Annotated in this window: 12 protein-coding genes and 1 pseudogene; 8 read left to right on the top strand and 5 right to left on the bottom strand. The window is 44.1% G+C overall.

Annotated features, from left to right (window positions below):
* The first annotated feature begins 162 nt into the window (after nt 1-162).
* Genes ACTXGF_RS21430 through ACTXGF_RS21415 form a run of 4 tightly spaced genes read left to right on the top strand, consistent with a single transcriptional unit; the run spans nt 163 to nt 4,163 of the window.
* Entirely contained in the window at nt 163-1,479 is a 1,317-nt protein-coding gene (locus ACTXGF_RS21430; protein ID WP_443534903.1) for a flavin-containing monooxygenase, read from the top strand.
* Complete coding sequence (locus tag ACTXGF_RS21425) at nt 1,476-2,363, top strand: bile acid:sodium symporter family protein (RefSeq protein WP_443534901.1); 888 nt, start codon at nt 1,476-1,478, stop codon at nt 2,361-2,363. Before ACTXGF_RS21430 ends, ACTXGF_RS21425 begins: the two co-directional genes overlap by 4 nt.
* The gene (locus tag ACTXGF_RS21420) at nt 2,356-3,336 is read left to right on the top strand and encodes an SDR family oxidoreductase (protein WP_443534900.1); all 981 of its coding nucleotides are present in this window, start codon (nt 2,356-2,358) and stop codon (nt 3,334-3,336) included. Before ACTXGF_RS21425 ends, ACTXGF_RS21420 begins: the two co-directional genes overlap by 8 nt.
* 32 nt (nt 3,337-3,368) lie before the next feature.
* Nucleotides 3,369-4,163 (top strand): SDR family oxidoreductase, encoded by a 795-nt coding sequence (locus ACTXGF_RS21415; protein WP_443534898.1) that lies wholly within the window; start codon nt 3,369-3,371, stop codon nt 4,161-4,163.
* Nucleotides 4,164-4,442: 279 nt separating this feature from the next.
* On the opposite strand, the gene ACTXGF_RS21410 is transcribed toward ACTXGF_RS21415, so the two are convergent.
* The gene (locus ACTXGF_RS21410) at nt 4,443-5,459 is read right to left on the bottom strand and encodes a bile acid:sodium symporter family protein (protein ID WP_443534897.1); all 1,017 of its coding nucleotides are present in this window, start codon (nt 5,457-5,459) and stop codon (nt 4,443-4,445) included.
* A gap of 331 nt (nt 5,460-5,790) precedes the next feature.
* Between ACTXGF_RS21410 and ACTXGF_RS21405 the strand changes: the two genes are divergently transcribed.
* Both ACTXGF_RS21405 and ACTXGF_RS21400 read left to right on the top strand, forming a co-directional pair.
* The gene (locus ACTXGF_RS21405; protein WP_522885864.1) at nt 5,791-7,248 is read left to right on the top strand and encodes a phosphatase PAP2 family protein; all 1,458 of its coding nucleotides are present in this window, start codon (nt 5,791-5,793) and stop codon (nt 7,246-7,248) included.
* Between the two features lie 104 nt (nt 7,249-7,352).
* Entirely contained in the window at nt 7,353-8,000 is a 648-nt protein-coding gene (locus ACTXGF_RS21400) for a glutathione S-transferase (RefSeq protein WP_443534893.1), read from the top strand.
* Nucleotides 8,001-8,047: 47 nt separating this feature from the next.
* Here ACTXGF_RS21400 and ACTXGF_RS21395 read toward each other — a convergent pair whose 3' ends face one another.
* Nucleotides 8,048-8,311, bottom strand: coding sequence for a hypothetical protein (locus tag ACTXGF_RS21395; RefSeq protein ID WP_443534892.1), 264 nt, complete (start codon nt 8,309-8,311; stop codon nt 8,048-8,050).
* Between the two features lie 527 nt (nt 8,312-8,838).
* Nucleotides 8,839-9,048 (bottom strand): annotated as a pseudogene (locus tag ACTXGF_RS21390) (TRAP transporter substrate-binding protein); the annotation flags it as partial.
* Between the two features lie 210 nt (nt 9,049-9,258).
* On the opposite strand from ACTXGF_RS21390, the gene ACTXGF_RS21385 reads away from it, so the two are divergent.
* Nucleotides 9,259-9,726 (top strand): OsmC family protein, encoded by a 468-nt coding sequence (locus tag ACTXGF_RS21385; protein ID WP_443534890.1) that lies wholly within the window; start codon nt 9,259-9,261, stop codon nt 9,724-9,726.
* Between the two features lie 121 nt (nt 9,727-9,847).
* Entirely contained in the window at nt 9,848-10,102 is a 255-nt protein-coding gene (locus ACTXGF_RS21380; RefSeq protein WP_443534888.1) for a hypothetical protein, read from the top strand.
* A 101-nt stretch (nt 10,103-10,203) separates the two neighbouring features.
* Here ACTXGF_RS21380 and ACTXGF_RS21375 read toward each other — a convergent pair whose 3' ends face one another.
* Together ACTXGF_RS21375 and ACTXGF_RS21370 are read right to left on the bottom strand one after the other, a co-directional pair.
* Complete coding sequence (locus ACTXGF_RS21375) at nt 10,204-10,431, bottom strand: hypothetical protein (RefSeq protein ID WP_443534886.1); 228 nt, start codon at nt 10,429-10,431, stop codon at nt 10,204-10,206.
* A 9-nt stretch (nt 10,432-10,440) separates the two neighbouring features.
* On the bottom strand, nt 10,441-12,537 hold the full coding sequence (locus ACTXGF_RS21370; protein ID WP_443534885.1) for a hypothetical protein: 2,097 nt from the start codon (nt 12,535-12,537) through the stop codon (nt 10,441-10,443).
* Nucleotides 12,538-12,553: the final 16 nt, after the last annotated feature.

The raw sequence follows: 12,553 nt of genomic DNA, 5'->3' as shown, positions 1-12,553 counted from the left end.
AGTAGTCTATATGGACAATTTATTCATTTGAGCCAGTTCATGTATCAATGTATGATATTGTTTTATCACGGGCATGGAGTACGCTGGTATCGCCCACCAGAGGTGCAGTCAAACGGAATTGACTGATTTATATAATTGAAATGGATTTTAAAGGTGGCGCTTATGTACGCAGTAATTGGAGCAGGTCCAATGGGGCTCGCTGCAGCCCGAAATTTGCAAAAACTCAATATTCCTTTTGTCGGCTTTGAGCTACATACAGATGTAGGGGGGCTATGGGATATCGACAATCCGCACAGTACCATGTATGAAAGTGCCCATTTGATTTCGTCCAAGCGTATGACGGAGTTCAAAGAGTTTCCTATGAGTGACTCAGTCGCGGCGTATCCTCATCATACCCAGCTCCGTCAATACTTCCGCGATTTTTCAGATACGTTCAATCTAAAATCACACTACGAATTCTCCACGCGTGTGGTCAGCATGGTGCCTGAAGGGGACGGCTGGCGCTTAGTCAGTGAGTGTAATGGTCGAAAGCAATCGCGACTGTTTGATGGTGTCCTCATGGCAAATGGCACTTTACATACCCCCAATATGCCAAGTTTGCCAGGTACGTTCGCAGGCATGTTGATGCATTCTTCTGAATATCGTAGCCCGTCAGTGTTTAATGACAAACGTGTGTTGATCGTTGGCTGTGGCAATTCGGGTGCTGATATCGCTGTTGACGCGGTACATCATGCCAAGTCGGTCGATATCAGTCTGCGCCGCGGCTATTACTTTCTGCCTAAATTTATCAAAGGTCAGCCGATTGACACACTAGGCGGAAAACTAAAATTACCGCGTCCAGTTAAGCAGCGTATGGATGCAGCGATGATTCGTATGGTCATCGGTAAACCTTCTGATTATGGACTGCCAAACCCAAACTATCGCATGTACGAATCACATCCTGTGGTCAATTCATTGGTATTGCATCATTTGGGTCATGGCGATATTAAAGCACGCCGTGATATTCGCCGCATCGATGGTCATACGGTGAGCTTTAGTGATGGTGAAAGTCATGATTATGATTTGATTCTTATGGCGACTGGGTATTTACTAGACTATCCATTTATTGAGCGCGCGCAGCTTAATTGGCCTGCCAATCATGACGCGCCGCAGCTTTATATGAATGTCTTTCATCCTGAGCATAATAATTTATTTATGATGGGTATGGTTGAGGCCGCAGGGTTGGGCTGGGAGGGTCGAAATCAACAAGCGAGGCTTGTCGCACTATATATTCAGCAGCGTCAGCAAAATACAGCAGCCGTTAAACAGTTCAATAAAGTGAAGCGTAAGCGTGCAGGCAAGACACTCGATGGGGGCTATGACTATATTAAGCTTGCGCGTATGGCATATTATGTGAATAAAGATGAATACTTAGAGACGCTGTCCAAGCATATCGCTGAGCTCGAAACAGAACAGCCTGTATTGGCATCAGAGGTATGATAGCGGCAGTGGCGTTTGAGCCACGGAGCTTGATTCTGCTCAATCTCATCTTGGCGCTGATGATGTTCGGCGTGTCATTGAGTTTACGTCTTGAAGATTTTAAGCGTATCGTTTTGTCTCCTATTGCGCCGATAGCGGGTCTGTTCGCTCAGTTCTTTTTATTGCCAATAGCCACGTGTCTGTTTACGTGGGCGTTGAATATCGATCCCGAGCTGGCGCTAGGAATGATTTTGGTCGCGTCTTGCCCAGGTGGTAGTTTTTCTAACATTATGACTTGGCTGGCACGCGGTAATGTCGCGGTGTCAGTCAGTATGACAGCGGTATCAAGTCTCGCTGCGGCTATATTAACGCCAGTCAATTTTGCATTTTATGGTTGGCTTAACCCACACACGCGTGAGTATCTGACAAAGATAACGATTGAGCCTAGTAGTATTCTGATACTGGTTCTATTAGTGCTAGCGTTACCTTTAGTACTAGGGATGATAACAGGACGACGCTTGCCCGATCTGGTCGTACGTATCCAAAAACCGCTACGTATCTTCTCGCTACTTGTACTGATGGCTTTTGTGACGATCGCTTTTTCTAGCAATTTTGCGCTCTTTTTAGAACGTTTTCATAGCTTTTTTTGGCTGGTCGTTGGTCATAATTTATTGGCGCTTTCGTTGGGTTATGGCATGGGGCTGATGCTCAAGTTGCCAGTCGCGGATCGGCGCGCGGTGACTTTAGAAGTAGGAATACAAAACTCAGGGCTAGGACTGGTTATTTTATTTACTTTTTTCCCAGAAGCAGGCGGCATGATGCTGATTACGGCATTCTGGGGCGTATGGCATTTGGTGTCAGGACTGACACTTTCACAAATTTGGGCACGGATACCCTATGAATAAAAGCGCAATGAATAAACGCATAGTGAATAAACGCATAGTGAACAAGCGTATATTAATCACTGGTGCCGCAGGTTACATCGGCCATCAGTTGGGCAATCGTCTGGCTGCTCATTATCATGTAGTCGGCACAGATCTTCGTAAGCGTGATGATCTAGACTTTCCGATTCACGTATTAGATGTACGCGATGAGGGTTTGGCAACGCTACTAAAAGAAGATGGCATCACCCATGTCGTGCATCTCGCTTCTATCTTGCAAGCGTCAAAAGATCGTGCTCGTGACTATGATATCGATGTCAATGGCACGCGCAATGTAATTGATTGCTGCATCAAAGCAGGTGTCGCACATATAACGCTCACTAGCTCGGGTGCTGCCTACGGCTATCATGCTGACAATCCTGAATGGATTGATGAGCAGGATGCCCTACGCGGTAATCCTGAGTTTGCTTACTCGGATCACAAAAGACAAGTCGAGGAAATGCTTGCAGAATTCCGCGAGCAGCATCCACAATTACAGCAGTTGATTTTTCGGCCTGGCACAGTACTAGGTGCTGATACGCGAAATCAAATTACCAGTCTGTTTATGGCACCGCGTGTGCTTGCGCTCAAAGGCAGTGAGTCGCCTTTTGTGTTTATTTGGGATCAAGACGTGATCGGCGCTATGGAAATAGGTATTTGCGAGGATAAAACAGGCATCTACAACATGGCAGGCGATGGCGCATTGACGATGAGGGATATCGCAAACCGACTTAATAAACCGCTATTGACTCTGCCAGTGGGTTTGGTTAAAGCTGGCTTACAGGTGGCAAAGTGGGCCGGTAAGCCAACGGGACCAGAACAGGTTAATTTTTTGCGTTATCGCCCAGTACTGAGTAATAGGCGACTCAAAGAAGAGTTTGGTTATTGTTTAGAAAAAACGTCTGCCGAAACCTTCGAGTACTTCATCGAATGTAATGGATTGCGTAAACCCAAATAGGGAGATAATCATCGATGCCATCAATGTCATCAATGTCATCAATAAATGTTACTTTAATCACTGGTGCTGCATCAGGACTTGGTTGGGCAATGGCACAGCACTGGTATGCTGCTGGACATCACTTAGTACTCGCTGATATAGATAAGCAAGCGCTGATCGCCCGCGCTCGTGAGTTAGAGGACTCAGTTAGAGTTATGACAGTCGTCACTGATATCACTCAAGTTAATGATATTGCTGCGCTTATTGAGCAAGTCGGTGAACGTTTTGGCCGTCTTGATCTATTGGTGAATAATGCTGGGATTACCCATCGATCACCAGCACATCAGACTGATCCTGCGGTGTTTCGCAAAGTAATGGCGGTAGATTGGCAGGGGGCAGTGGAGCTGACTATGGCTGCGCTACCGATGCTAAGAGAATCTAAAGGTCAAATTATATGTATCGGCTCAATGGCTGGCTGGATGCCCGTTCCTGGACGGGCAGCGTATTGTGCGGCAAAAGGTGCGCTGACACAGTTCTTTGAAGTATTGCGCTTGGAACTAAAGTCTGAGGGTATACATATCCTTATGGTCTATCCCAGCTTTCTTGATACACCTATCGAGAACCATGCGCTCGGCCGTGATGGTAGTATTGCAAAGCATCCACGGTCAATGATCGGTAATATGCGTAGTGCTGAGTGGATGGCCGAACAGATCGATCAAGGTTTGCAGCTGCGCAAACGTTGGATATTGCCGGACCCTATCTCACGCTTTGGCAGTTTACTGTGGCGTATTGCGCCAGCTTTATACTTGCGTCAGGTGCGTAAACGTTTTGGAAATGAGTTACGGTAGACTACGTTAAGTGAGAACCTAGAAGAGAGGCTAGTAGTTCATGCAAATTGTCGACAGTGCTGTTCTAAAAATACTATGCTGGAGAGCGCTATATTAGAAGGTGCTTTATTAGAAAACACTATGTTAAAAGTCTCTATGTTAAAAGACTCTGTATTAAGAGGTACATTATTAGAGAACACTATGCTAGAAACAATGATCTAGCATAGTATTTTAACTCATAGCGTTTTAACTTTATTAGCTAGTTAAGTATTACCTAGCTTAGTATTATCTTTATTAGTACTAATGATTTCTGATTGGTTTACCAAGCTCCATGGTCTCTTCAGTCTCGATGACGGTAGGATTTTTCGCTTCCTGACGCTTATCCCACCAAGCGAAGATATTGGCCAATATAGAGCCAGAAACAGAGTGCCAAATACAAGCGACGGCGGCAGCGATGGCGGACTCTGCATTGCCAGGGAAAAACTTCGTACTTAAGCCCGTGGCCAACCCTGCATTTTGTACGCCAACCTCGATAGATATGGTGCGTTTTTTGGGTTTACTCATACCAAATAAGGCACCTGAGTAGTAACCCAATATATAACCGACGATATTGTGTACCGCGATGGCCAAGATAACGACTAGCCCTGACCGCAAGAACTGATCACCAAATACAGCGGCAACGCCACCGACGATAGCGGCGAAAGCTAATACGGCCACGCCTGGCATCACTGCACGTACATCATTAAACCAGTGTTTGTTTTGAAATAGTATGTTTAACATAGAGCCGATAGCGACTGGCAACAATGTCACTAATAGCATAAAGCGGAACATACCCCAGCCATCCATTTCTACAGACTGACCAACCAAATAATTGAGCCAAAGTGGCGTCACTAACGGTGCAATGATGGTCGATACGGTGGTCATACCTACCGAAAACGCCACATCACCTTTGGCAAGGTAGCTCATAATGTTTGAAGACACACCACCAGGACAAGTACCAACCAATACTAGACCCAGTGTCAGCCCAGGCGATAAATCAAACAATCTGGCCACGCTAATCGCTAAAATCGGCATAATGGTATATTGGATAATTGAACCGATAAAAATATCAAGCGGGCGCTGGGCCAACACCTTATAGTCTTCTTTACCTAGTGTCATACCCATTGCGAGCATAATGACACCTAGAACGATGACTTGGGTATCACCTGTCACCCAAGAAAAAGTCGCAGGCTCTATAAATGTCACTGCGGCCGCTAAAATAATAACCAATGCCGTAAATCGACTCAACTGCTGACTTATCATCTTCAAAAACTGCATTTCTCAAATCCTTCTAAGTCCGGAAAATAGTCAAGTATAAGTTCAAAACCACTGTATTTCCAATGGGTTTGGGCAGTTTTTAGCCAACAATAAGTTGCTATTATGACAACTTTAACTATGATTATATTGCCAAAGTTTTTTGAAATGTTTATTCAATATTCAAATGAGGTACTAGGTGTTGCAAACTCCATCAAATTTAAATCGATTCAAGCACCTAGGTCTTGCGTTATCGATATTTTATTTGCTCTATAATTTGACGACTGTTTATAGCGTATCTTTACATACACTCTACCCATCGCAAATTCATAATCTTGCCACGCCATTTGACAGTATGATTCCTTTCATTCCCGCTATGATCGTTCCTTATAGCTGGTCGTTGATTTTATTTGTGGCTAGTTTTTTCTTAGTGCGGACGTCTACGCAATTATCTTTATTGACCTACCGCTTAATTTTGACGACCATTGTTGCCTGTTTGATTTTCTATTTCTATCCCGCTCGTTTCTCATTCAATCGATCGATACCTGATGATTGGACGCAGTTTGGTTACCAGTTTTTGCAATTGTTGGACAAGCCATTCAATCAGCTGCCATCATTGCATGTCAGTTATGCCATGTTGCTTGGCGTATCATTATGGGATGTTGTAGCGTCTAAAAAGAGATGGATTTTAGCGGCTTATCGATTGTTGCTGACTGGCATATGTGCATTGATTGCCCTGTCGACAGTGTTGACGTATCAACATCATTTGTTAGATATGTTTGGCGGGGCAGTGTTGGCAGTGTTGGTGCTGATACTCTCAAATCGAATCCGTAATACACTGGTAATCAAGCATCTGACACTAGGAGTAATAGGATTCTTATTGATAGCGGTAGCAGGGTTTTACTTTGCTAATATGAGTATGATAGCGTCTGAAGTTGCAGAAGATTTAGCCATTATTATTGCTTCATATTGGTTAATCAGCTTTACGATGTTGGCTGGTGCCTATCAACAGGTCAAGCCAATACAGGATATACGCTGGTTTCAAAAATCCAGTAGCGGTCGACTGACCTTACATACTTGGATTAAGTTTGCGCCAATCATTATTATTTATAATGGCATGTCACTTTTAGGGCAGTGGTATTTTAAAGTTTTCTCCAAAAGTCAAAAGTATCCACTCACGCCGTATGCTATTAATGACAAGGTCAAAGTTGTTGCTTCAGCTCGCTTGATGCAGACGGATCTAAGTAGTTATTTAACGTATTGGTTATTTGGCTCCAGCTCATTAGAATTGCCGAGTTCGCCAGAAAGCAATCGGCCTACAGTTCGCTATCAAATTATTGTTGTTGATTTGGCTGCTGAGATATCTAGCCACGCTCATAATCTTAAAATAGCTGCTAATAGCAGCGTGAGTACGACAGTTCATTATTTGTATTTGCCTTTGTTGGATTTGCAGCCATTAAATGATGTATTGCTCCAAGACTACATTGATCTATTTCAACAAATTGAAGCGTTGATACAATCAGCAGAGACACAACCGATAACCGCTAATAATGAGAATTTGGTAGAGGGTAGTCAGGTAGAAAATAGTCAGGTAAAGGTTAGCCTCATCACACTTATTAATTTTCATTGCGTAATGGGGTTGTCACGTAGCATCGCCGTTCAGGTTTTATATTTATTATATTGTGGTACGCTAACTGTCTATAACTATCAATCATGGATTGAGCAGCATTATCCGCACGCGCACCTGAAAGATGCTTATCTACCACAGTCATTAGTAGAAACTATGGCCAATTATAAGTCTGTCACCTATTAAACAGCGCCTTAATAACTATTAATGTCAGTAGGTTTGCGTCTGCTAATTTTTGTTTGTTTGCTTTTTACCTATTGCTTAATTCCTATTCAACTATGGAGGAATCTATGAACACCTCGTTGCCTCGCTTATATTCTTTTCGTCGCTGTCCTTATGCTATGCGCGCTCGTCTCGGTCTAATATTCGCCGAGTTGCCAGTAGAGCTACGAGAAATCACGCTGAAGAATAAGCCAGAGCAGATGCTAGCGATTAGTCCAAAAGGCACGGTGCCTGTGTTACAGCTTTCAAATGGATCTGTCATTGAAGAGAGTGCGGAGATCATGATGTGGGCGCTTGAGCAAAACGATCCTCAGGGTCTGCTGGATGGAAACGTTGTATCTCAGGCCAATGCACTGATAGCACAAAACGACAATGAGTTTAAGCAGTGGCTCGATCGCTACAAATATTCCGATCGTCACCCTGAGATGACTCAGACAGAGTACCGGCAACAGGGTGAAGTTTTTCTGCAGGATTTAGAAGCGTTATTGACTAAGAATACGTATCTACTAGGTAATAACGTGACGGTTGCTGATATTGGTATCATGCCGTTCGTTCGCCAGTTTGCCCATGTAGATCGTGATATTTTTTATGAATTGCCTTATCCCAAGCTACAGCTGTGGCTACAACACTGGTTGGAACACCCGTTATTTGTACAAGCCATGACTAAGTTTCAGCCATGGCAGGAAGACGATGAGGTAGTGGTGTTCTCTGCTTAATATAACGGGTTCTACATAAGCTGTATAGGGTATCAGTCTTGCTTGGTTTATCTTGATTTCACAACGACCACTTTTTGTGCTGGATGTTTATCTTTAACGACGATTACTTTTTTGGCTTTAGGTTTTGCTTTTGCTACGACCACTTGTTTCGCTTTGGGCTTTGCCTTCACGACGACAGCTTGTTTTGTTTGATGTTTGTCTTTTACTACGACAACTTGTTGTGCAGCATTTGCTGGACCGATCATAGCAAAGCAAGTAGATACGGCCAATAGTGAGCTGATAGCGATTTTTTTCATGTTGAAGTTTTTCATAGTAAGGTCCTTTTAGGCTAATTATAAGTAAGCGTGTTTATTTAATGGTTGAAGGTATCTGAATTGAACGTCGTTCTATTGAATAAGTAGATAATAGCGAGTTATAGCGTTACGTACTTTTATGAAAGTTAAAGAAAGGTGACTTTTTCTAATAGGTACTGAACCATTAATGCAATCTTAAGAGCTTTTTGCGAAAGGTCGGCAGGCTAGCAACACTCTAGAGATGATACTTACTGAACTTCATCTAAATTCGTAGCTATGATACGAGAGGAATGGTAATTTCTGCATGGATTTGAAAGGTTTTAAGCGACTAGAAGTGATGAGACATAAAAAGGGGCGACTTAAGATAAGTCGCCCCTTTTTATATAGGTATATTAGATGCATTAGTGATTAAAAAAGTTTAATAATTTTTCAATGAACCAGACTGTTATTAACTCATTATTCATCAAGATCATTGGTCAAAGCAAACAGCACTCCCCATTTCATAGCGGCTTTCACGATTTACTTTCCTAAATGAGTAATGTCGTTTAAACCTTACAAGCCGCGCTCGCTTCTTTGGCTTTTTCATAGACAGCTTGAGGGTCTAAACCTAATGCTGCGACATCGTTTAGGTATTTTTTAGTATCCGCTTCTAATGGGCCTTTCCATTGTGGGTCATTTAATGGATCGGGAATGTCTATCATAGTGTCGCCTTTTGCTTTGGCTTCTGCCATGAATTTTGCGTCTTCTGCATCGAACACGAGGCGACCGCCAGACTCTGCTTCGACCTTAAAGGTCCTTGGCCTGAACAGACAGATGAGCGCCAAGATGACTTAGTTCCTAAAGAATATGGTTGTAGTCTTGATACATCAAGCAGATAGCGCTTTAGCCCAATAAGCGGTGATGTAACAAAAACTGTGTGTCGCATAAATACTAAAATTTTAGGCTATTTGCAACGCGGAGTTCAAATGTCAGAGTATTTTACCAAAATCAACTGGGTGAGAGACAGCCAAGAAAGCTATATTGATAATAAATATAGCCGAGAGCACGAATGGGTTTTTGATGGGGGTGTCGTCGTGCAAGCATCGTCTTCTCCTCACGTTGTTCCGGTGCCTTATTCTGTTGAGGAAAATGTAGATCCTGAAGAAGCTTTGGTTGCCTCTCTTTCAAGCTGTCATATGCTATTCTTTTTATCTATTGCCGCAAAAAGAAAATATGTGATTGATTCATACATAGACAATGCGGTAGGCACTATGGAAAAAGACAGCGATGGTAAAATCTTAATGACTAAAGTGATATTAAAACTGCAGGTTGCATTTTCGGGTGATAAGCAGCCGACCATAGAGCAGCTGGAAAAAATGCATCATCAGGCGCATGAGCCATGCTTTATCGCGAACTCGGTAAAAACTGAGGTGGTGACGGAGATTGTGGTTTAATAAAGTGTCAAATAAGGACGAAAAAACAGTTGGTTTTCCCTTTTTTGTTAATTTTAGCCAACCATTTTTCGCCTCTTAGTGAGACGTTAGATTATTCTCATTCCAAAAGGGTATTCGTGTAATGAAAAAATTAGTTGGTCAAGTTATTGCCCTTACCAAGAACATTCTCCTAAATGAACCTGAAGATAAAAAGCTTGGTATGGAACAGTTTTCCGCAGGGAGAACCAATCCGTTTAGTTTTGGTGGGTTTGGTATTGAGTGGTGGTATACAGAAGCAGCCTATAAACTTGTAGAAAATATATCCTTTATGATTATCACTGAATATCCTTCATTTTCTGACTGTGATCATTGTAAAACGGCGATTAGTTGTGCATAAATACGCATTTAATTGTGCATGACGTAAAACGTAAAAAGCATTTAATTGTACATAGATATGTACAATTAAATGCTTATAGTTTAGCAGCCTTTAAACGCTCATTAAACGGGATATTCTGCGTAAGTGACATTAGGTGCTTCGCCTAGTACCTTGCTGCTCACTCGGTCATAATAGACCTTCTTACCTGTCTCCATCTCTCCATCAAGCAATATAGTCGCTCCTGATTCAGTCTGAGCCACTAACTTGCCACCGCCACGCTGTCCTGTCACGAGAGCAGTGCCTCGCTCAGTACGACTGAACAATTGGTCAAACTGACTTAATAGATTCATCTATAGCTCCTATGCGTCCAAATAACGATCGACGCTGATTGACTGCCACACTGTAGGCGCATCGTTGTCTTGATCGACATCGACGCTAACACCAGTAATCACGCCACGCCATGCGCCCTCTGGGTCGTTGAATTGCCATATCTCGCCTAGCTGTGCAAGCGGTAGGTTATATTTGTCTGCCCATCGTAGCTTTAGCGTATAGTCGCCGTGTGTGCCACTGTCAGAGAGTATAGCAGTGCCTGCGGGTAACATTACGTCTCTATCAGTGTAAAGCGGATGGTCTTGTGTCGATGCTTCAGCGTCACGTCCTTGCGTTTGTCTATAAACCTCCGCGCCATCGCTTGCGCTATTGAGTCGCACGGTGTTGTAGCGTGGATTGACACGCTTTTGGTCATTTATCTGTCTGATAACGTCTGCTGGTACTATCACATCAGGCGTAGCAGTTGTCATGTCCCACGCTGCGACTTTCCAGCGGGGCTTTAACGACACCGTAGGCTCACTAGGATGGCTTGTAAGGAATCCACCAGCTGCCTTGGCAATGTCTGCTAATACAGCAATGGGCGTCTTACCTGCTACACTGTAAGCGGCGGCTGGGACTAACCAATCATTGATATCCCAGTCCAAAATGCTGATAGACAGTCCATTAAGCTGCTGCGCTGCAATTTGACTGACGTAGCTTGCCTGGTCAATTAATCCACCTTGCGAAACCGCATAGTCTGCACCCAGACGCGCTGTGATTGATCGTCCGCTCAAGCTGTACGTCTGCTGTGCAAACTGACGACTGCGCTGCTGATCCTCTGCTATAAAGCTCAACGGGAAGCCGTTTACTGTCACATTAATCATCGGCTCTGATCCGCGCGGTACGTCAAGCTTTGCTTTGATCTTAGCGTAATCTTTGGCAGTGATAGTGATATTGCCTTGCCAATAATAGCCATCCATATCCGTTTTGATACCAAATGACAGCGGGTCAATAGCTATACCGCCGACATTGGCCGTAATGATGTTATGCACGATATAACTCCTTAAATTGGGTATTGCCTGCGGTGGATCATCATGCCAACACGTCATCGACAGCGGTAAATTGCTTGATAATAATCCGCGTCGCTGCCGTGACATACGTAGCGGTAACTCGCTGCTTGGCGGTCTAATGCGGCAGACGTTAGGCGGCTTAACAGGCGGCAGTATCGGGATTGGGTAATAGCGATCTGGCACTTGGACAGCGTGTTGCACTTTAATGCTTTGGCATCTATCAATACCAACGCCATGTACTTTATGACCTGCGCTAGTTGCAAAATTAACCGCTGGGTCGAGCGGTAGCGTCTTGCAGGTGCGATGGTGCAATACCTTTGTACTGTGCGCCTTAACACACCTCGTATAGCCGACTGTTGAGCTATGTTTAAATTGACGCTCATTGTATATCGGTATAAACGCGATATAGCTAATACGTGCGTCGCGTGCTAACTCAAATACTTGTGATGTGAGCGTAAACGCATCATTAGCGATCGGTATCAGTCCGCGCATCTGCATGGCGTAGCGCTGTGCAATGTTGACGACGTCTGTACGCGTGACAGTACGGTCATTAGCTACATCACGCCCGTTATGATGCCAGTCACGACATTGATTAATGCCACGCACACCCGTAATGACATTGCTAATACTCGCAGCCAATGCCGTCATCGGTAGTGCATACTCAAGCGGCGGCTCTGGATCGACTGGATCAGTTGGGTCGGTAGGATCAACGGGCGGATCAATTGGTACAACTGGCGTACCAAATATCGTACCGAGCTTACGTGTCATACCTAGCGGCAGGACGTTAGATGCTGGTTGCTCAGATATCAATACAGACAGCGGTAACGGTAGCACGTTTGGGGTAACGTAACGCGGCGGCATCAGCACACCACGCGGATTGGTCATTGCCAGTGTTAAAGCGCTAGGCAATGGCTGCTCGCTAATCCTGCGCTCCATGCGGAGTGGTAGTGCATTACCGTAAACGTATGTATAGCGCGACAACTCACCAAGCTTGCGGTCAAGCGGTAGCTCTAGCGCATTAGAGCGCCGCGAGCTACTTATCGCACGCTCAAGTAAAAGAGGTAACGAGTTAGACATAATTACCTCAGTTTAG

The sequence above is a fragment of the Psychrobacter sp. 1Y6 genome (assembly GCF_052258385.2).
Taxonomy (GTDB): Bacteria; Pseudomonadota; Gammaproteobacteria; order Pseudomonadales; family Moraxellaceae; genus Psychrobacter.
This window is presented reverse-complemented; position numbering and strand designations above follow the sequence as displayed.

Coding starts and splice junctions, on each gene's coding strand:
- ACTXGF_RS21425 (WP_443534901.1), top strand. CDS start 1,476: ATGATAGCGGCAGTGGCGTTTGAGCCACGGAGCTTGATTCTGCTCAAT.
- ACTXGF_RS21385 (WP_443534890.1), top strand. CDS start 9,259: ATGTCAGAGTATTTTACCAAAATCAACTGGGTGAGAGACAGCCAAGAA.
- ACTXGF_RS21410 (WP_443534897.1), bottom strand. CDS start 5,459: ATGCAGTTTTTGAAGATGATAAGTCAGCAGTTGAGTCGATTTACGGCA.
- ACTXGF_RS21415 (WP_443534898.1), top strand. CDS start 3,369: ATGTCATCAATAAATGTTACTTTAATCACTGGTGCTGCATCAGGACTT.
- ACTXGF_RS21405 (WP_522885864.1), top strand. CDS start 5,791: ATGATTCCTTTCATTCCCGCTATGATCGTTCCTTATAGCTGGTCGTTG.
- ACTXGF_RS21395 (WP_443534892.1), bottom strand. CDS start 8,311: ATGAAAAACTTCAACATGAAAAAAATCGCTATCAGCTCACTATTGGCC.
- ACTXGF_RS21420 (WP_443534900.1), top strand. CDS start 2,356: ATGAATAAAAGCGCAATGAATAAACGCATAGTGAATAAACGCATAGTG.
- ACTXGF_RS21380 (WP_443534888.1), top strand. CDS start 9,848: ATGAAAAAATTAGTTGGTCAAGTTATTGCCCTTACCAAGAACATTCTC.
- ACTXGF_RS21400 (WP_443534893.1), top strand. CDS start 7,353: ATGAACACCTCGTTGCCTCGCTTATATTCTTTTCGTCGCTGTCCTTAT.
- ACTXGF_RS21375 (WP_443534886.1), bottom strand. CDS start 10,431: ATGAATCTATTAAGTCAGTTTGACCAATTGTTCAGTCGTACTGAGCGA.
- ACTXGF_RS21430 (WP_443534903.1), top strand. CDS start 163: ATGTACGCAGTAATTGGAGCAGGTCCAATGGGGCTCGCTGCAGCCCGA.
- ACTXGF_RS21370 (WP_443534885.1), bottom strand. CDS start 12,537: ATGTCTAACTCGTTACCTCTTTTACTTGAGCGTGCGATAAGTAGCTCG.